Source organism: Streptomyces sp. NPDC048484, from assembly GCF_040651415.1.
Classification (GTDB): domain Bacteria; phylum Actinomycetota; class Actinomycetes; order Streptomycetales; family Streptomycetaceae; genus Streptomyces.
In genome coordinates this window covers 55699-74747 of record NZ_JBEZJY010000042.1, presented here as the reverse complement: position 1 = coordinate 74747, position 19049 = coordinate 55699, and the positions used below count along the sequence as shown (strand labels likewise).

Annotated in this window: 16 protein-coding genes; 3 read left to right on the top strand and 13 right to left on the bottom strand. The window is 69.9% G+C overall.

Going from position 1 to position 19049, the window contains the following annotated elements; all coding sequences use genetic code 11:
• The first annotated feature begins 1148 nt into the window (after positions 1-1148).
• Positions 1149-1769 carry a hypothetical protein gene (locus AB0D14_RS34185; protein WP_362786850.1) on the top strand — a complete coding sequence of 207 codons (621 nt, stop codon included), beginning with the start codon at positions 1149-1151 and terminating at the stop codon, positions 1767-1769.
• A 58-nt stretch (positions 1770-1827) separates the two neighbouring features.
• Positions 1828-2247, top strand: a complete 420-nt coding sequence (locus AB0D14_RS34180; protein WP_073739656.1) for a helix-turn-helix domain-containing protein — start codon at positions 1828-1830, stop codon at positions 2245-2247.
• A 669-nt stretch (positions 2248-2916) separates the two neighbouring features.
• Here the strand turns inward: AB0D14_RS34180 and AB0D14_RS34175 are convergent.
• The 13 genes from AB0D14_RS34175 to AB0D14_RS34115 form a co-directional block, all read right to left on the bottom strand.
• Entirely contained in the window at positions 2917-3702 is a 786-nt protein-coding gene (locus AB0D14_RS34175; protein ID WP_362786848.1) for a hypothetical protein, read from the bottom strand.
• Positions 3703-3893: 191 nt separating this feature from the next.
• Positions 3894-4484 (bottom strand): hypothetical protein, encoded by a 591-nt coding sequence (locus AB0D14_RS34170; RefSeq protein WP_362786847.1) that lies wholly within the window; start codon positions 4482-4484, stop codon positions 3894-3896.
• Positions 4485-4759: 275 nt separating this feature from the next.
• Positions 4760-5020: a hypothetical protein gene (locus tag AB0D14_RS34165; protein ID WP_362786846.1), complete on the bottom strand. Its 261-nt coding sequence runs from the start codon at positions 5018-5020 to the stop codon at positions 4760-4762.
• A complete protein-coding gene (locus AB0D14_RS34160; RefSeq protein WP_362786855.1) occupies positions 5017-5322 on the bottom strand; it encodes a DUF6247 family protein in 306 nt (101 codons plus the stop codon). The genes AB0D14_RS34165 and AB0D14_RS34160 overlap by 4 nt, the downstream gene beginning before the upstream one ends.
• A 77-nt stretch (positions 5323-5399) precedes the next feature.
• The gene (locus AB0D14_RS34155) at positions 5400-5981 is read right to left on the bottom strand and encodes a hypothetical protein (protein ID WP_362786845.1); all 582 of its coding nucleotides are present in this window, start codon (positions 5979-5981) and stop codon (positions 5400-5402) included.
• Between the two features lie 14 nt (positions 5982-5995).
• Positions 5996-6553: an XRE family transcriptional regulator gene (locus AB0D14_RS34150; RefSeq protein WP_362786843.1), complete on the bottom strand. Its 558-nt coding sequence runs from the start codon at positions 6551-6553 to the stop codon at positions 5996-5998.
• A gap of 4 nt (positions 6554-6557) precedes the next feature.
• Positions 6558-8666 carry a helix-turn-helix domain-containing protein gene (locus AB0D14_RS34145; protein ID WP_362786841.1) on the bottom strand — a complete coding sequence of 703 codons (2109 nt, stop codon included), beginning with the start codon at positions 8664-8666 and terminating at the stop codon, positions 6558-6560.
• A gap of 425 nt (positions 8667-9091) precedes the next feature.
• Entirely contained in the window at positions 9092-9910 is an 819-nt protein-coding gene (locus AB0D14_RS34140; RefSeq protein ID WP_362786839.1) for a DUF721 domain-containing protein, read from the bottom strand.
• On the bottom strand, positions 9907-12183 hold the full coding sequence (locus AB0D14_RS34135; protein WP_362786838.1) for a hypothetical protein: 2277 nt from the start codon (positions 12181-12183) through the stop codon (positions 9907-9909). Before AB0D14_RS34135 ends, AB0D14_RS34140 begins: the two co-directional genes overlap by 4 nt.
• Before the next feature lie 1391 nt (positions 12184-13574).
• Positions 13575-14042 carry a deaminase gene (locus AB0D14_RS34130; protein ID WP_362786836.1) on the bottom strand — a complete coding sequence of 156 codons (468 nt, stop codon included), beginning with the start codon at positions 14040-14042 and terminating at the stop codon, positions 13575-13577.
• Complete coding sequence (locus AB0D14_RS34125; RefSeq protein WP_362786834.1) at positions 14042-14725, bottom strand: dihydrofolate reductase family protein; 684 nt, start codon at positions 14723-14725, stop codon at positions 14042-14044. The genes AB0D14_RS34130 and AB0D14_RS34125 overlap by 1 nt, the downstream gene beginning before the upstream one ends.
• A gap of 4 nt (positions 14726-14729) precedes the next feature.
• Positions 14730-16163, bottom strand: a complete 1434-nt coding sequence (locus AB0D14_RS34120) for a helix-turn-helix transcriptional regulator (protein ID WP_362786832.1) — start codon at positions 16161-16163, stop codon at positions 14730-14732.
• A gap of 120 nt (positions 16164-16283) precedes the next feature.
• Positions 16284-17603: a GNAT family N-acetyltransferase gene (locus AB0D14_RS34115; RefSeq protein ID WP_362786831.1), complete on the bottom strand. Its 1320-nt coding sequence runs from the start codon at positions 17601-17603 to the stop codon at positions 16284-16286.
• 358 nt (positions 17604-17961) lie between these two features.
• Here AB0D14_RS34115 and AB0D14_RS34110 point away from each other — a divergent pair, with 358 nt between their 5' ends.
• The gene (locus AB0D14_RS34110) at positions 17962-18777 is read left to right on the top strand and encodes a hypothetical protein (RefSeq protein ID WP_362786829.1); all 816 of its coding nucleotides are present in this window, start codon (positions 17962-17964) and stop codon (positions 18775-18777) included.
• Positions 18778-19049 lie beyond the last annotated feature (272 nt).

Genomic DNA, 19049 nt, shown 5'->3' with positions numbered 1-19049 from the left:
GGCATATCCCGCTCCGCGGGATATGCCCCGGCAAGCCGGGGCATAGAGCGCCGAATTGCGCAAGCGCAATTCGCATTCCGGCGCAAGCGCCGGAATTGAATTCCGCGAGCGGAATTCATAAGCGAAGGTAATTCGCGCAAGCGCGAATTAGGGGCACCCGCGCAAGCGCGGTCGCCGGGGCTGGCGAGAGGGGAGGTGCATCACGCGCGGACCTGTGTAGGGCTTGGGAATCCCAGCCACCACCCCCGCAACGAGTGTGACGGACCATCGGCCCGAGTGGGTGCCGGCCCCCACCGCAGTGACGGGTTCCGCTGCGCTCCACCCTGACCACTCCCCCACCCTCGGACTCGCACGGTCAAGCTCACCAATACCCCGTCAGCATACACGCCAACCCGCAACGGTGGGGCAGAATCCGGCGATGCGTCACCCGAGTGAGCGAACGCACCGCAAGGGTGATGCATCACGGCAGCCCACTGTGTAGCGTTTGGGCTCCAGCCGCGCCACCCCTGCCCCGGCCTAATAACTACCGGCTGAATTCAGAATTGCGCGGCCTCGAATTGCTCAGCCACAGAACGGAAGCCCGATATGGGAGAGCTTGAATTCAGCGTGCGGAGGTACCGGAGTTGTCCGGCCCCCAGGGCCGGACAACGGAACCGCCCACCGGGATCAGCTACGCTTCACGCTTTTGATCGTCACGGTCCGAGCCAACGCGAGACGCAGCTCCGCTGATGCCGTCCAGGAGCCGCGCCGGGCCACGGTGCCGCACGCGAAGCCTGCTCAGCCACGAGGGCCGGCCTCCCTCGATCCGGTGGTTGTCGACGGCGACACGCCCGTCCTGACCAGCTGCTTGTTCCGCACCGCGCACGGCGTGGCGGGTGGCGTCGGTGTGGTGGGTGACCTCTAGTGACACATAAGAGCGTTCCGGGTCGAAACAGGGTCTGACCTGCGGTGATGCGAAACCGTTTGTTCTAGATATCCAGAACAAAGCCGTCCTGGGTGTTCTGGAGATCCAGAACAAAGACCCCCGAAAGCTGACGGGTCGTCAGGTGACTGTGAGACACCGTTTGTTCTGCCCCTCCAGAACAAGCCGGTTTACCTAGTGCTACCGTGCAGGCTGAAACGTTGATCATCTCTGGAGGACTGTGCTGATGGAACAGCTGCCGATCGTCCGCCCCGGCGAGCGCGTGGTTGCGCGGTCGGACGGCAAGGGCGGCTTGATCCTGGGCGTGGAGAAGATCAAGGGCCGCGAGTTCGCCGCGAGCGCGGAGTGCAGCGGCTACGTGCTGGACGCCCGGCTGCTGATGGACGTCCTGGGCAGTCTCAAGATGCCGGGCTCCTGGTTCCAGGTCTGGTGCAAGCTCGTGGCGCTGCAGAACGCCAACCGCGCCGACGACAACCTTCGAGCCGCCGCCCGCGGCTTCGTGAAGACCAACCAGCGCGACCTCCAGGCCCGGTGCAACCTGTCGGCGGCCTCCGTGAACGAGGCGTCGCAGTTCTTCGCGCACATCGGCTGGATGCGCACCGCCAAGCGCGGCATCCTCCAGCTGAACCCGTGGCTCACGGTGGCCGGCACCTCCGGCGAGCAGGAGAAGTGGCAGGCGCTCTGGAACAGCGCGGAGGGCCCGGCCTGCCTCATCCCGCACTCCGACTACCCCACCGAGTGGCGTCAGCTGAGGGAGGCGGAGAAGAAGGCCGCTGAGTCCGCCCGCCGCAAGGAGAAGGTCGTCACCCTGCGGCAGCGGCGTCCCGTGCGCAAGGCGACCGCATGACCTCGCGCGGCATATCCTCGTTACAGCGTCCCGACCTGATCGGAAGTGGTGAGGCTCCGTGAGCAGCTCTTACGTACCCAGCCCTCCCACGGAGGCCCCCGTCACGATCCCTCGTGACGTCCTGCGCCTCCTGGCCCTGGTCGACGTTTCCACCGCCGGCCGCCGCGTCCTGGACCAGCTGCTGTACCTCAGCGACCCGGAGACCGGCACCGCCTCGATCAGCCAGAACGAGATGTGCGCCGAGCTAGGCGCGAGCAAGCCGACCGTGAACCGCGGCTTCAAGGAGCTCCGCGAGTGCGGACTCGCCTGGAGCCTCGAGGACGGCCTCTACCAGCTCCACCCGCTGCTGACCGGCGGCGCGGTCTCCTCCCCCGTCATGAAGGTCCCGGAGATCAAAGCCGCCGAGCCGGGCCGCTTCACCGAACAGCGACGGGCCCGGTTCGCCGCACAGATGGCCAACCTCGCCCCCACCGGCTAAGCACCCCACCGCAGCCCTCGTAGGCCGCCCAGCGGGCTCCTGGCCCCGCGAAGACCCCAAGGCGCCGCACTCTCCGTGCGGCGCCTTCTTCGTGCCCGCTGCGATCAAGCCGGTAGCACCAGGTAAACCGGTTTGTTCTGGGAGAGCAGAACAAACGCGAGGCGCTCCACCACGCTGACCGACCATGAGCAGCGGGCAGGCACCGACTTCGACCCGGACCCGGACGGTGGCGAGGACGCGCCGGCCCCGGATGTACGGCCCGCCCTTCGGCTAGCCGGCTGAGCCGCCGCCGCACGTCGCCCACCACCACGGCGCCCCCGACTCTGGGAGGGCGCCGTCGTCGTTCCCGGCCGGAACGGAGCAGCGTCGGTAGCACCAGGTAAACCGGATCGTTCTGGAGCAGCAGAACAAACCAGCGTCGCCCGCAGCACCACCGTGGCCAGCCTGCGACCCGTGCAGCGGCCTTGTGCTACGCGGGCCCATGCAAATGCTGCGCTGCATCCACGACACGGCCTTGCTGCCGTCCGACAACCACCACCAGGAGCAGCACCAGGTCCCCGCCGCAGGCCCTCGCCTCACACCTCATAGCCTCACAGCTCAACCCGCCCATCAGGGGAAACGGGGTGTGCGGACCCACAGGAGCAGCCGGGTATCGGCGAGCGGTGGCGGTCAGAGGACGGTGCCGTGCAGGGCGCGGCGGTCACCGGACAGGGCGTAGCGGCGGGCCGCGAGGCCAGTTTCGACTTCCTCGCCGATCGCGTCGCACAGCGGGGCGAGGACGTCGGCCGCGGCAGTGTCGGACAGGTACGCCGGGGCGACTTCGAGCATCAGCTCCCCGAGCTGGTGGGTGGTGGCGGCGAGGTCGTCGACGACGCGGCGCAGCTCGGTGAGCGCGGGATCCGCCGGCGGACCGGCGGGCGGCGGGGGCGGCGCGGTGCGGACGTCACGGACGGCCTGGCGGACCACAGCGCGCACGGTGGGCTCATCGAGCTCCTGGAGGCCGCTGTGGGCGAGCGTGGCGAGGCGGCGGGTGATCAGCTCCGCGACGTCGCCGGTACGGCTGGAGACGGCGATCAGGGCGCGTTGGGACAGGCCGTAGTCGAGCGCGGCCGTGGCGGCCGTGTCGCTGTCTCGCGTGCGAGACGTCGCGGGGCCGGCTGCGACGGCGTCGTGGATCGCGGCGAGGGAGCGGGCGACGTCCAGGAGCCGGTACGCCTGGGCGCGGCTGATGTCGAACTCCGCGTCGCAGTACGACTCCCAGCTGCTGTGCCCGAGGGGAAGCCAGATGCGGGCGGCGTGCGCGTCGCGGACCCGGGCGGCGAGCACCGCCACGGAGCGCCGGACGTCGTCCATCGCCGCGCGCAGCCCGGCCGTCATCTCCCGGGCGCGGTCCGCGGTGAGCGGCTGCCGCGCCGGTTCGGCGCCGTGGTCCTGGTCCTCGTTGTGCTCGCTCACGACTCCATCGTCCTCCGGGCCGGCGGGCGGGACCAGGGCGTGCGGAAGCAGGGGCACGGGGGTCCGCCTCACAGGCTCACAGCCTCATAGCGCAGCGCGTCTATCTGGGGAAACGGCCTATGAGGCTTATAGACCTCACAGGCTGGGGCTGACGTGACACCGGCCCGGCGCGGCGCGAAGGCGGGCTGGCCTCAGTCACCGTGCGGGGTGAGGGTGATAACGACCTCCGGGCCGATGACCTGACGGGTGAGGGTGAAGTCCTCCTGGACGTCGTCCTCATCGCCGGGCGTGTAGTCGCCGGTCAGGGAGCCGAAGAGGGCCGAGTCTCCTGGGCCCGTGAGCAGGAACTGCAGAGCCCGCTGCGCAGCGGGCTGGAGGGCTGCGGGATCCAGGCGTAAGCAGGTCTCGTGCAGGTCGGTCAGCTCGCGTGACTCGAAGCCGTGCCGGAAGGTGCTGTTGCTGTAGGCCCGCGCCAGCCGTCGGAAGGCCGGATCGCCGCGCTCCAGCATCTCCATGGGCAGGTCGTTGTGGGTGTCCATCACGCGCGTGCAGGCCCACAGTGCCAGTGCGGCCACCTCGCCCGGGTTTCGGCACAGCTGCTCCAGCGCGTCCTCGCGGCAGTCGTCGCAGCCTTCTCGGGCCGCTCCGTACAACCGGGCCACCAGGGTGGTGTCCACGGCCAGGGCGCGGCCCTGGCCGTTCAGCCACGCCGGGTCGTAGGGGGCTGGCCCGCCCAACTCGGCAGCGATGTCACGCTCGTGGCGGTGATCGATAAAACTCACGGCTCGCTCCCGTCGGACAAGGCACACGGTGACCAATCCGAGCATCCCCGCCCCGCACCCCGTGGAACAGCGTTGACCGCAACCCACCACAGGGTGAGCACAGTTCTTCGTCTTTGACCGCGTGTGGCCGAACGCCCCGTGGCAACTGGTGACTACTGCGCGGCTCCGCGTTGCCGCCTGGTTGGCTACTGGTGGATACGGCCGTGGCTACGATGCGAAACGCCCCGCCCCCTGGCAGTTCGAGTGCCAGGGGGCGGGGCGTTGTCACCGGGTGGCTATCCGAGCCAGACGATGTTCAGGACCGTCAGGCTGTGCAGGGGCCGGTTGATCCAGTAGGTGACGGAGAGCTGGCCGACGGCCGCGTAGCGGACGTCCTCGCCTTCGTGGTCGTCGGTGTCGAACTGCCGGAAGCCCCACGGGTCTGCGGCGGCCGCGGCGAGGATGTCCCACACGGTGTCCACCGCGTGCTCGGGCAGGGAGTCGAGGACCTTGGCGGCCGGGGCGGAGACGCGGACCGCGTACGGCGACGGACTCACCCGCGCCGCCGGCGGAGCTCCGCCAGGTCGATGGCGTCGCTGTCGTCGTAGCCGGAGGCGACGAACGCGTCGACGGCCGGGGCGTGCGCGATGCGGCCCTGCCAGTCCTGGACGACCTCGTAGAGCCCGGCCAGGGAGAACGTGCGCCGGGATTCCTCGAGGGCGGCGGCCCACTCCCGCTCAAAGGCCGGCACCCAGGTGTCCGCGCGCTTGTCGGCGCGCAGCTGGGCGAGGAGTTCGGCCGGCGCCCCGGGCGCGGGGGCGTACGGCGTGACGGGTGCGTGGTCGGGCTGCGCGCTCATCTGGTCCTCCCGGCGGGTCGTCACCTCACGGTACGCGCGCCGGGTGGCCGTGGATGCGGACATGCGGTGATCCCCTCCTACCGGGTGCGCAGGGCGCGGGCAACGGCCTGGGCGTGCTGACGCAGCGGCAGGTCCTGCTTCTCCCACGTGGCCGCCACGTAGTTGAGGAGTTCGGCCGTCGCGCGCTGCGAGTCGCTCGGGTCGCTGGTCAGCAGCCGGTCGGCGGCGTACGCGACGTCGGCGGCCGGGCAGGCCTGCTCCTCTTCGTAGCCGGGGCGAGGGGCGACGGTCAGCTTCAGCGTGTACTCGTTGCCGGTGCGGGTGAGCGCAGTGATGGTGTCGAGGTTGAGCGGCCCGAACGACTTCTGTTCGAGTTCCGCGCGGATGAAGTGCGGGTGGTTGCCGATCGCGGCGGTGGCGGCGTCCCAGGCGTAGGCCGCGCGCTCAGCGTCGGGCTCCGGCTCCACGGTGGTGAGGGACAGTTCGAAGCCGGTGCCGCCGGCGTCGCTGAACCAGACCGTCTCGTCGCCGGGCTGCGCCGGGGCGACGACGGTGATGTGCGGGCTGGAGCGCAGGGCGTCGGCGATGCGGACGGCGTCGTGGTCGGCATCGAGCAGCGGGCTCTTGTCGCGGTCGATGGCCGGGAATTCAGTGGTCACGCATTCGCTCCTATTTAGTAGTCGAGATCCAGGTAGTCGATGTTCTTCATTTCGACTTCGTGGAGGTCGCCCGCGCGGCGTCCGCCGTCCTGAAAATACACTTCCCTGAATCCGTCGGCGATGATTTCACGCAACTTCTGGTCGTTGTCCCCCCGGTCGCGGGCGTCGAACAGGCGCTGCGCGTAGGTCGCGGGGAGGTGGACGGTCAGCCGTCGCATGCGCGGTTCGTCGGTCGATCCCCCGGCTGCCTTGTAGCCGAAGGACGCCCGGGTCTCCACGGTGATCCCGCCGCTGCTGGCCGCCTGCTTGCGCCGGCGGCGGCGCACCTGGGGCTGCCAGCGGGCCCGGACGGCACCGTCGATCTTCTTCGCGATGTCCTTGGGCGGGTTCTTGCGGGCGCCGCGCCGGTAGCGGTTGACGGAATCGGCGGTGATGCCGAGTTCCTGCGCGACGGCCTTGGCGGTGCCCAGCTGCTTGATCAGGTAGCCGATCTGAGCCTTGAGGGTCTTGGGCGGCTGCCGGGTGAACGCTTCCCGTTCAGCGCGCTCGATGGCGTTCTCGATCTCTCGCACGGTGCTACTCGCCTTCGTCCAGGACTGCGTTGCCGCCCTTGATGAGGCTGGCGGGGTTGTGGCCCTTCTCCATCACGTCGACCGCCCACAGCATCGACTCGACACCCTCCAGCTTCGCCAGGCCCGGGGTGGGCCCGAGGCGGAACCCGCCCGGCTGCGGCTTGCCGGACGCCGCGTAGGGGAGGAAGTCCAGCGGCGAGGCGCCGGGGCTCGGGTAGACGACGCAGTCGGACAGCACCGCGAGCGGGTACAGGCCCGTCAGCTTCACCATGTTGGCCAGCTTGCGGTGCATGTTGACCCGGGCCTTGCTGATGACGGCGGCACGGATGTCGGGGCGCCAGGTGGGGCGCTGCATGCCCGGCCACGGGTCGCCGGGCTTGTGGTTCTTGCCCTGCGGGTTCTCGAACAGCTTGCCGATGCCGCCCTTGATGGTGCCCTTGATCGCGGCGAGCACGGCGGTCAGCGCCGGGTCGACGTCCTTGTGGCGTGCCATCGCCGCGAGGAACTCGGTGTCGGTGAGGTCCTTGGTGACGCCCATGTCGGCGAGGGTGTCGACGTAGGCGGTCTTGAGCCGGTCGTGCCAGGGGTCGAGGTACGCGCCGGTCTCGCGGCGCAGGTACGCCTCGATCGGCTCCACGTTGTAGCCGAGCTCCTGGGCGTAGGCGACGGTGTGCGTCTGGTACCAGGCCGGGCCGGTCGGGTGTTCGCCGGACGGGGTGAACGGTGAGGGCAGGCGCGGGTCGATCTCCACGTGGGAGAGGTCGACCAGCCAGGAGCCGGGGATCTTCGGGTTGAACTTCGGGGCGTGGAAGTGGTCGGGGGCGGACAGGCCGACGGTGAGCCGGGCGGCGGCCGCGAGGAAGGCGGTGTTGAGGTCCAGGCCGACCGCGTAGGGCAGCGTGCACTCCTCATCGGTGAGGAGCTCCACCGGCCGCACCCAGTTGTACGCCTCTTCGTGCAGGAATCCGCCGTCCCAGCCGGAGTGGAAGACGGCCGGGTGCTCGGGCTGGCCTTCCGGCGGGGCCGGGTCCATCGCCTCCGTGCCCAGTGAGCCGGGGTTGGGGCCGGACACCCAGTTGCCGGTCTCCTCATCGCGCACCGGGCGTGTGGGCGGGCGCAGCGCGGTCATCAGCTCCAGGCCGGAGACGGCGGTGCTGCCGCGCGGGGTGCTGACCCGCTGGGCGTAGATGCCCAGGACGCGGGCGATGTCGGCCGGTGCCATGTCCGTGACGCCGGGCCAGGAGCGCTCATCGAGGGCGTCCCAGGGCAGGATCGCGAGCTGCACGCACTGGCGCTGGGCGCCGCTGGCCTTGCGGTAGATGCGGGCCCACGGCCCGAAGCCGCGCTTGGTGAGCTGCCACTTCGCCTTGAGGACCTGCTTGACGACCGGGTGGTCCTCCTCCAGGCGCAGCCCGCGGCGGTCCTCCAGGCGCTCGGGGAGCCCGAGCTTCACGGCGGCCGCGGCGGTGAGGACGATCAGCGGGTCGGCGTCCTTGCCGTTGCGGTGCAGCTTCGGCGCGCCGAGGCCGGCCTCGCGCAGCGTCCACTCCACCAGCTCCACGACCGTGGTCGCCGGGCAGTCGAGCACGAGGCCGTCCACGCCGTACGCGGAGCCGTCGCCGTCCAGCACAGCGAGCGGGCCGTGCGGGAAGCGCGGGTCGACGGCGGGCTTCGCTGCCTTCTTCGCGGCCGGGCGGCGAGAGGACGTCGCCGGACGGGCGGCCGGACGCTCTGGGGCGACCGGGGTGGCGGGAGCCTCCACCGGCGCGACGGTCTCAGGCTCGGGCACCTCGGGCGCGGCCGGGCCGGTGAACGTCTCCGGCACCACCGGCTGCGATGCGACGACCGGAGCGGGGACGGCGTGGGCGGGGTACTTCGCCGCCCATCCATTCAGCAGCCGCTGGTATGCCTCCAGGCGCGGCGGCTTCGGCTCGGAGCGGCCGTTCTCGTAGTTCTTGACCGACTGCACCGTCGACTTCAGGGCCTGCGCGAGGCGGGCCTGGGTGATGCCGGCGGCCTGGCGCAGCCGGGCGCGCTCCGCTGGGGGCGGGAGCTGCGGCTCCTCCTCCAGCAGTGCGTCGATGTTCGCGAACAGCTCTTCCTCGGATGCCATGGGTGGATCTCCTTTCGTGCCCTCACCCTAACACTGTTTACCCTAGTATTTAGCCTGTTTTTTTAACCCGTTCGGATTGAGTTTCTGATCGGGTGTGGACAGGGTCGAGCGGCATTGTGACCGAGCGGGATAGTTGGCGGATCATGCCCACGTCGGTCCAGGTCACAGGCGTGCCGAGAAAGCTGATTGGCGGATCTTGAGGGCGATAGTTGGCGGATCACGTCACCGCCGCCAGCGAGCACGAGGGCATCGCCGCAGGTGAACGCGTTGAGCGCCGGTCGCACATCAAGATCCGCCAACAACCGTGCTCGTACGCCAACTATCCCGCTCGGTCGCAGGCATCCGAAGTCCCTGCCTCACAGCTGACAGGCTCCCCGCGCGCCGCCTCCACCTGCGGAAACGGCATGTGAGGCTCATAGGGGGCGTCACGCTGTCTGGTCCAGGCGCTGCGGGACGGTCACTTCCCGACCGGCCCTCTCGTCCCGGGCCCGGCGTAGCGCGGCGGCCTCGGTCGCCGCGGCCTGGCGGCGGCGCTGGGCGCGGGCCTGGTCGATCGGGGCCGGCGCATCATCGGGCACCGCGGGCGGCTCGGGGAACGCGCGGCGGCTGAGCTCGCGCATCGCCCGGTTCTGCCGCTCCACCGCCTGCGCGATACCCGGGTCGCCCCGGGACGGCACCGCGGCCTCGCGGTGCGCTTCGAGGGCGCGGCGGTAGCCGTCCGGCGGCGTGCAGCGCTCCACCGGCGTGGCGGGCACGGTCGGCTGCGAGGCGGGTTCGGTGGCCGTGGTGGGGCTGGCCTTCATGGACGCGGGCGCCAGGACGTGCAGGGCGCGGACGTTCGCGTTCGGCACTCGCCCGTTGGCCGCCGCGATCAGCTTCGGCGCGCTCCAGCGCAGTTGCGTCCCGCAGGCCGGGGCGTCGGGGACGACGTCCAGACGGCCTGTGTCCGCGTCGAACGCCACGGCCCGAACCCGTCCGGCGAGTTCAGGCACGGCCGCGGCGAGGATGGCGTCGAAGTCGGCGAGGACGCTTCCGCCGGCGGCCGGGGCGACCATGCCGCGCTCGGTCATCATCATCCCGATCGCGCTCCCCAGCCCGAGCGGTTCGCGGCCGTCACGTCGTACGGCGGTGCCGGTGCGGCGCTTCGGCTTCTGGCGGGCGGCGCCGTTCTTCTTCGCCGCTTCCCGGGCCGCGAGCAGGGCCTGGCGCGCGAGGTCGACGCCGGACACCTCGCCGCCGCTCACGCCTGCCCCCAGGTGGAGTAGCCGAGGTTCAGGTGCCCGAGCCCGGACAGGTGCTGCGCTTCGTTGACCAGCCGGTTGCTGAACAGGCGCCGGGCCGACAACTCCCCGAAGCGGTCGATGTGGTCGAAGACGACCTGGTGGTCCTTCATGGCCCGCACCCGCCACTGGCGTACCTGGTCGGGGGTCAGGTCCTCGAGGACCAGCTCCTGGTCGTCGTCGACGTCGGCGGTCTCCGGCTCCGGGGCAGGGACGGTCGGGCGCGGCGCGGGCAGCACGACCGGGGCCACCGGCGCGGCCGGGGCGTCGTCGGCCAGCTGCGCGGCGGCGGCTTCGGCGCGGGCCGCCTTCGCTTCGGCCTGCCGGGCGCGGTACTGCTCCCACTCGAACGCCTTCGCCCACGCCCTGGCCGTCACGGTCTCGTGCAGCTGCCGGTCGGTGGCCGCCCGCCGCTCGGTCTCGGAAGCTCCGGACATCGCGGCGTCGACGGCGGCCGCGACCGCGCGGCGGGTGGCACGGCTGTCGACCTGCCGGTCCTCGCAGCGCGGGCAGTCCCGGCCGGAGTCGAGCAGCGCGCCCTCATCGCACCGGGGCTCCCCACACAGCCGGATCTGCGGCAGGCCACGGCCGATCAGCCAGCCCACCGGGTCCGTGATCGGACCGCCCAGCCGCATCTGGTTCTCCAGGCGCCGGGCGAGCCGGTCGGCGAGGATCTGAGGCGCGGCGGCAGGACCGGCGAACCCGACCACCCGCTTCAGCTCGATGCGGGCCTTGGCCTCCACCAGGCGTCGGACGGCCGGACGCTCCAGGCGAGCCCAGACCAGCCGGACCGGGGCCAGGACGGCCCGCAGATCCAGCGACGGCAGAGCCACCCTTCCCTGTTGCTGCCTGTCCTGACCCCGGCCTTCCACGGCCCGCACGCTGCTGCCGGCGACCGGCCCGCGGTCGCCCTTCTCGCCTTCAACGACCGGGGACTTCTTCGGCTTTTCCCCGCGGAGCGGGCCACCTTCGCCGTCGATCAGCGTCAGCCGGGCAGCGGCATCGCCGTCCACGGACTGGTCCTCGCGCTCGCACGCGCGGTCCGGCAGATCACCGAACCCATCACGGCCTTCGCCGGAAAAACCACAATCAAGCTGCTGAGGAACGACGGGAGTAACCACAGAAGCGTGGTCTGCGTGGAGCTCTGCACCATCGGGACGCTCCCGATCCGCCGCATCCCCGGGGCTCTCAGTACCGCCGATCCCAGACGTACCAAGGGCACCAGCAGCATCGGCCGGAGCATGATCTCCGAACGCACCATCGGGACGCTGCGAAAACAGAGGACCGGCGCTCTCAACAGCCTCCACAGAGGCCAGCGTGCGGCCGTACGCGCGGGCGACTGGCAGCAGCATGACCCGGGCCCGGCCGTTCATCCGCGTCGACGTCGCCTTGCGCTGCCGCGCCACGACACCAGCCTCCGTCAGCCGCGCCAGGACCTTCCGGGCCCCCGAGGGCGAGCAGCCCAGCAGACGGGCCAGCGTGGCCGCCCCGCGCCCCTCGCGCCTCTTCACCGAGCCGCCGCACAGCTGCAGCCAGCCCGACGCCCTCGTGTGCAGCACCATCAGAAGCAGCCCGAGCCGGTCGGTCGCCGCCCCCTTGCCCGTACGGCCGGCGAGAAGCCCCGGCGGCGTCGGCTCCCCCTTCTTCGGCGTCCAGCCGTGCCCGAACAGCGCCTCACACAGCCGCAGCAGCGTCGCCAGCTCCGACTTCGTCAGCGCCAGCGGGTGCCCCGCTCCCCCGCCGTGGTGCGCGTGCCACAACGGCATGACCAGGCAGTCCAGCCCGGTCGGCTGGCCTTTCCCGTCCCTCACCACCTGCGTGTGCACCGCGTCCGTGCCGCGGAGCACGGGCAGCACCTTGTGGTGGACCGTCGACTCCTTCACGCCCATCCACCGACCGAGCTCCGCGCCCCAGGTCGAGGTCTGGAGGTCGTCCTCCTCCCCCTTCGGCGCCCGCGACTTCGCGTACAGCACCACCGCGGCCAGGCGCGGCGCGTCCTTCAACCCGGCGATCGACGGGTCCGCCAGCAGCGCCTGGACTGCGTTGCGCAGCCGCAGCCGCATCGTGCGACCGAGACGCAGCGGGTCGTCCAGGCCGCCGTCGTCCGGCTGCCCGGAGGCCGGCACCGACCGCAGTGCGCTCCGCTGCCCGGGAAGCAGGGCCTCGTCGACCGAGTTGTCGACGTCGTCCCACAGAAGGCGGTCCAGCACGGCGGCCGACGCCGCCACGGCGCTCACCGGCCCGCCCGGACGAACGAGATAGAGATCATCCCGGCAGCCTTGCGCGGACTGCCTGTGGACAGAGTCCAGGAAGCGGCGAGATCCCCGATCCCTCCCGCCTGGTGGGCGGGAACTTCAGATCGCGTCCCGCCACACGGGACGGAGCCCCGGGACATCGCGGCGGCCGGTGCCGTCAGGAGGACAGGGGTCCCCCTCTCGGTATAGGTACGCCGGACCGTAGGGCGTGTGACACTCCGCCCCCAAGAATCTTCGTGATTAATGCCGTGAACAGTGCAAACAGGTTCAGCGAATCCCGTCACGCGGGAAGCACGGGTGGCTCGAACTAGCGTGAATCGGACATGGTCGAGCTGACAGGGGACACCATTCTCGTGCACTATGGCGGGACACCAACCTTCATATGGACGCCCCGACCGCGACCAGGCCCCTGCCAAGGGACCCGACCGTGACCGAGCGCTCTGTACGGACGGAGCCCCGAGCCCGACGGCCTGCCAAAGCCGCCGGAACCCGGGGTGACGCTGGTGGCTCAACAGAGGCCCCCTGCCAAAGGGACTTCTGAGGAGCCGGGGTGGCCCGCTTGCCAAAGCGGACCGGGTGCCCGCCTGCCAAGGCGGGGTTTTGCTGGAGAAGAGAACCCAGCTCGATGAGCTGGAGCCCAGAACCGGGGCCAACCGGGATCTGAGCGCCGACCTGGACGGAATGTCTGGTCGGAAGAAGGGCCGCGCGAGGCCAGTGGATGACAGTCCACCTATCGGCGCGCGCGGCCGATGGCCGCTAGGTCATAGCCGACCCCCTCGAACACGAGAGCGGAGTCGGCGCATACCCAAAAGCGAGCCCGATGGTGTGATCGCAAAGTTGAAACGGCGCAGATGCGCGTGCGGTTCCGCAGACGCGGGTACTCTTCATCCCGCGATCACCTCCCATCAGGTGTCGCCCAAACGGAGCTTCGCCCCGTTCGAGAGCCCTGGGACCCGGCATGGTCCTGGGGCTTTCGCCGTTTCCGATGATCCACAGCCTAGCCCTAGAAGTGGACAGAACTGTCGGACGAATTCGAGCAACGTCCGTGCCGCCCGGAATGCTGAACTCGGACGGGAAGCGCGCAGAGAAATGCCCGACAGGCGGGGAGCCCGGCCGGACAGTGCCGGAGAAACGGGAGCCCGCGACCAGACTCGATGACATCGCCAGCGCGTTGTCAGTCAATAGTTCTCCCTGGTCGGCGGGTAGGGACGCGGTGAGTGTGGCACGCAACCTGACACGGCGTCTGGTGACATTCGCCGGTGACATTTGGATGTCACCGGCGAATGTCACCCCCTCCGGCATTGCAACAATCGGCAGCATGCCGCAGGACGGCACAGCACCGTCGATAGGCCCGCCACCGTGCGGAATGGCTGTCACGCCAGCCTGCCCAGATGGGAGTTGACGGCCTTGGCGGCTCCAGCAAGTTCGGGGAACTCAACCACGGTCACCCCGGCCTGCATCAACTGCTCGTAACCGACGCAGTCGTCGACGAACAGGCTGGGCTCGCGCCAGGCGATGACAACGCGCGGAATTCCGGCGGCAAGGATTCGCTGAGCGCACGGGGTACGCGGCGAGTGCCGCTGGGAGCAAGGCTCCAGCGTGCTGTAGATCGTCGTCCCGGCAAGGCGCGGGTCACCCGCGGGCAGCTTGGCGAGCGCGGCCTCTTCCGCGTGCTCGTGCGGATCGGCCTCCCGGGAGTAGCCGGATGCGAGCTCGGTGCCGTCCTCGCCGACGATGACCGCGCCGACCGAGTAGGCCCCTGCGGCCGGCGGGCACAACGCGGCAAGGCTGATCGCGCGGCTCATCCAGCGCAGGTCCTGGTCTCGGTCGGGCGCGTACATCAGGCCGTGCGCTCCTTCGGGGCGTAGCGGACGAAGACCACGTCGTCGATCGCCCGGACCTCCAGAACCTTCATCCGGGCGGTCGACCCGCCCGGGTAGTCGGCGGCCCCGAGGAAGCGGGCCGCCTCCGGCTGACCCACCAACAGTGGTGCGATGGCCAGGTGCACTTCGTCGGCGAGGTTCCGCGCCATGAGCTGGGTGTGGATCGTGCCGCCGCCCTCCACCATCAGCTGCTTCACGCCGCGGCGCCCGAGCTCCTCGAGGACCAGGTCCCAGTCGAGGTCCGGCCCGACGCTGACGACGTCGGCGAGGTCCCCGAGCGTCGCGCGGACCTTCTCCACCGCGCTGTCGACGGTGACGACCAGCTTGTCGCCGCCGTGGTGCCAGAAATTGAGGTCGGCGGACAGGTCTCCGGTTCGGGTGACCGTGACCTTGAGCGGGTAGGCCGGCTTGCCGTCGGCGACGCGCTGAGCGCGGCGTTCGTCGCTGTTGACCAGCAGGCGCGGGTTGTCCCGGCGCATGGTGTTGGCGCCGATCAGGATTGCGTCGCTTTCGGCGCGGACCTGGTCGACGCGGTCGAAGTCCGGGGCGTTGGACAGGCGCAGCCGCTCGGGGCTGGTGTCGTCCAGGTAGCCGTCGACCGACATGGCGGCGGACAGCACGACGTACGGGCGGGCAGTCATCAGGTCAGGCTTCCGTTCCGGTCTCGTGGGCGAGGGTGGAGTCGAAGGCGGCGCGGAACTCGGCCACCGGGGCCTCGCGCTGCCAGGGGATCAGGGCCGTGTCGAGCCGGGCGAGCTCGTTGGTGATCCGGCCGGATCCGGTGTCGGAGGCGACGGTCAGCGCGTGCATGCCGACTGTCGCGGCCTGCTCCGGATCGCGGGCGCCGGCCAGGGCCACGGCCTGCCGCGCCATGTAGACGCCGCGGTCGCGGTGGTAGTCGCCGGGCATCAGTCGGATGGCGTCGGCGAAGGCATCGGCGGCCTGGTCGTGCTTGCCGAGGGCCTCCAGGCCCTGCGCGCGGTGGACCTCTACGTACGAAGCGTTCAGCCACACGCCCCACGGGGTGGGATCGGCGGAGGCGCCATCGAGGGCGTTGCGGACATCGTCGATGGCCCGCTCGCTCTCGTCGGCGTCACCGCGCAACGCGTGCCCGTACGCCTCGTAGGTGCGGGCCACGGCGGCGAGTCGGCTGCGGGGCCGGGCCATTCGCTGGGCTGCTTCGGCCAGGTCGACGACGTCGACCAAGTCGGCTGTGTCACCGGCCAGTTGTGCCTTGCGGGCCATGACGTAGGTGGTCAGGTCGGTGTCGCCGACCGTGTACGACCACTGCATCGCCCTGTCGAGCCAGTACGACGCGGCGTCCGGGTCGCCCAGGTCCTGGTGAAGCCAGGACAGGAATTCCCCGTACTGCGTCTGGAGCTCCATCAGGTCGCGCCGGTCGGTGCCCTTCGCCTCCCGCCGCAACTCCTTGATGACGTCGATGTAGTCGCGCGTCGCCTTGAGTGCGTGGCGCGGCCCGAGCAGGTTGTCGCCGTCGATCAGCAGACGGCGGGTGCGGCGCAGATGCTCCACCGGTGTCGATCCGTACGCCGACGCGGCCCGCGCCCTGCGAACCAGGCTCGACACGCCGTTCGAGTCCGCGGCCGCCGGCGAACCCGAGCCGACCGCCGCAGCAGCCCCCAACCCCACCCCCGCGCGCAGCAGTGCACGCCGTTCCAGAGACACCCAAACCACCGACCCATCGTGTAGACGACACGGGACCGAGATCCCTTCACCGTCCGACGCTGCCTGGTCGGCTACCGCCAAGGCCAGGTTCACCGACGACTTGGCCACATGAACGGGCGGATTGGCCACATGGCCACGCTCGTCACCGATCCGCTCCCAGAGGCGGAGCAGCATCCCGCTGGCGTCCAGGGCGCCGTCCAGGAGCGCCGCCTGGGTGCGGTCGGCCGGGCGCTCCGCCCGTTCGAATCGTCCCAGGTGGGCGTGGTCAATGCGGGTCCGCTTCGAAAGTTCGCGGAGGCTGAGACCTCGCGAATTCCGCAGCTCGCGCAGCTGGTAGCCCCAGTTGTGCAGGGGGGACACCCAGGGCGTCAACTCCCTCGGTTTCTGTGCCATCCCGCCCCAATCCTGTGGCTGATGTGGCCAGTTCACCCGGCCACATGTCAGATCTGGAACTCGCAGCTCCCCGGGACTAGAACCGAATCGACGGGTTCTCGAGTCCAGCGAGGGGGTTGATCAGTGATTGCTTTCGGTCTGAGCCACGGTGAGCTGCGGCCCTGTCCTGCGGCTGTAGCTGGAGGGGCGTTGGAACAGGGCACCGCTGCTTCGGTCGGCTGCTTCGACGGTCCGAATATGCGTGAAGCCTCGGTCGGCGTAGTACTTCTGCAGGCCCTCGTTGGCGCGCCAGGCGTCCAGGCGGAGCAGCTGCTTGCCCTGGCTCGTAGCGTGCTGGCCCGCCCAGTCGAGCATGGCCGAGCCGAGGTCCAGGCCCGACACATCGCGGCGTACGACCATGCGGTGCACGTAGAGCGCTGGCTCGGCAGCCTCATCGGAATTCCAGAAATCCGAGTCGGCGTGCTCATCGACCGTGATGGTTGCCACGGGCGCTCCGTCGGCTTCGACGATCCAGCACTCGCCAGCCGCGATGTTGGCCTTGATGCGGTCTTCGCGGGGCGGGTACTGCCACTGGTCGATGCCTCGCTCACTGAGCCACGAGGCAGCGTGTTCCCACAGGTCAATGACCGTGCGGAGGTCTGTGGCAACGGCCTGGCGAATTATCGGTGCGGACTCGAACTGGGGGCGGCTGCGCTCGTAGGTGATGACGTGTCGGTCGCCGGGCAGCACGTTGACTACAGCGCGGACCGGTCTGCCGTCTTTGGTGAATCCAGTGCACAGATGGACTGCCACGGGCGTGCCAGGACCGAGCTGCAGACGGTCAGCTTCCTCGGGAGTCGGCATCCGCACCTGGATTTCGTCCAGGGCGCGGACCTGCTCGTACCCAAGCTCCGACAGGACGACGTTCGCGCCGCGGGCGATGTCGTCCGGGTTCATGATCTCGCTGTTCTGGACCAACGCGAGCGGGAAGTGCGAGTCGTTCGTGTTGTAGGGGACTCCGTCCACGAAGCGAACACGGCGCCGGACGACAACCAGCTCGCCCTCACCCAGACGGAGGCGCTCCCGAACGTGCCGAGACGGCGCTTCCACCTGCACCTCGATGTGCTGGCCGGCCTCGCGCCCTTCCTCGGACATTTGCGTGAGGAACTGGTCCATCTCAGGAGAGAGCGGGCGCTTTCGGAATTCGCCCTGTGGGCGGTAGACCATCGGACGCCGACTGCGAACGAAGTAACCCCTTGGGCGGTCACTGATGATCAAACCTTCGTTGACCAGCAGTTTCAGGCCCTGTACGGCGGTCGAACGGGTCGTCTCCCACTCCGTGGCGATCTCAGCCTCGGTCGGCAGCCGGTCACCGGGAACCAGCGTCCCATCGGTGATCTGGGCGCGGAGTTTGTCCGCGATGCGCTGGTAGAGGGCTCGGGCCCTGCCGCTGACTGCCATGAGAGATGTCTACATGCCCGGGAATGACTAGTCAATCTAGCCGAAGGCGCTTGACCTCGCGTCGCACAGCGTGCATGCTTCATTGCGTCGGGCATTGAGTAGTCAATCTAAGCCTACTAGCCAAAGCGCCTGACGTTTGACCGCACAAAAGATCAACAGCAGGAAGCCACCGTCTCTTCGGAGGCGAGGCAGTGGGGTGAGCCGAGCTCCCCCGGCCAGGCCCCTGTACTGAATAGCTCCACCTGATTCACCCGACGGCGCTGCTGCGCTGTCTGTCCGCCAGGACCACCAGCCGAAAGGCCGGCCTGGCGCGGCAGAGAAGGCAGCACCCGCACCCACCCCTCGTCAGGAGGATTCGATGCCCCGCATTCGTCCCGGCCGTAACCGGTCCAAGAACACCAACCGCCGTGCGCCGCTGCTGCTCAGCACCATGGCCCCGGAGGACTTCAACATCCGTCCGGCCGAAGTGAAGTCGATCGCCTGCCCCGACTGCCGGACCTGGCGCCGCATCATGGGCGACAAGGTCCTCAAGATCCGCGAGCACTGCATCTCCGACAAGGTCGCGGAAGGCAAGAAGCACACTCTCTGCCCCGGCAGTGACCAGCTCGTGGAGGTCAACATCGACGTCCGGAGCTGGCAGGTCGAGCAGGACCGCCTGCTGCGGGACGCGATGCCGCAGGACAACCGGCGCGCGGCGCAGCAGTTCTACAAGCCCCTCCCCGCTCCCGCCCCTCCGGTCTCCCGGATGGCGGCGGAGGTCACGCTGGACTCGACGCGCCAGTCGTACCTCGCTCACCGCAAGGGATGCAGGGACTGCACGAAGGGCGAGCACTGCCCGGACGGCGAGCGCTTGGCGCTTCGCTTCGCGCAGGTGGTCGTGAAGACGCCCAGCTACCGCGAGGCCAATGAGCGTCTCGCACGCCAGGAAGCGCGTACCGCACGCCAGCACGCTGAGCAGCGGTTGTGGCGCCGTGAGCAGTGGGCCAAGCACGGCGGCAAGGCTGTTGAGACGGCGAACAACCAGTGCCGCGAGCGGGAGTCGGACACGCTCTCTGAGTTCCGCGGTCCCGGCGTCCCGCTGACGGTGCAGGACGTGGAGGCGCACGACCGACGGCAGGCCGAACTGGGCAGGCAGTACGCCGCCCGTAAGGCTCCGGCCAAGTCGGCCGCCTGACCCACACCGAGACGATCGACCACGGCCCCGGCCGCCCCGCAGTTAAGGGGGCGGCCGGGGCCGTGGCTGCTCGTACGAACAGCCTGAAAAACACGACAGCCCCGGCGACTTGAGACCCTCCGGGGCTGTCCAGGACCTGACTGGAGGACCTGATGCCCACCAGCATCGCACGCCCGCTCGGCAACACCGACTCGGACCCGGACATGGACGAGGCGCTGCGCCGGGCGAAGGGCGGCAAGTGATGAACGCGATCACGAGCCTGACCGACGCGG

Coding starts and splice junctions, on each gene's coding strand:
- AB0D14_RS34130 (WP_362786836.1), bottom strand. CDS start 14,042: ATGTACGCGCCCGACCGAGACCAGGACCTGCGCTGGATGAGCCGCGCG.
- AB0D14_RS34115 (WP_362786831.1), bottom strand. CDS start 17,603: ATGGCAGTCAGCGGCAGGGCCCGAGCCCTCTACCAGCGCATCGCGGAC.
- AB0D14_RS34145 (WP_362786841.1), bottom strand. CDS start 8,666: ATGGCATCCGAGGAAGAGCTGTTCGCGAACATCGACGCACTGCTGGAG.
- AB0D14_RS34160 (WP_362786855.1), bottom strand. CDS start 5,322: ATGAGCGCGCAGCCCGACCACGCACCCGTCACGCCGTACGCCCCCGCG.
- AB0D14_RS34110 (WP_362786829.1), top strand. CDS start 17,962: ATGCCCCGCATTCGTCCCGGCCGTAACCGGTCCAAGAACACCAACCGC.
- AB0D14_RS34120 (WP_362786832.1), bottom strand. CDS start 16,163: ATGGCACAGAAACCGAGGGAGTTGACGCCCTGGGTGTCCCCCCTGCAC.
- AB0D14_RS34185 (WP_362786850.1), top strand. CDS start 1,149: ATGGAACAGCTGCCGATCGTCCGCCCCGGCGAGCGCGTGGTTGCGCGG.
- AB0D14_RS34125 (WP_362786834.1), bottom strand. CDS start 14,725: ATGACTGCCCGCCCGTACGTCGTGCTGTCCGCCGCCATGTCGGTCGAC.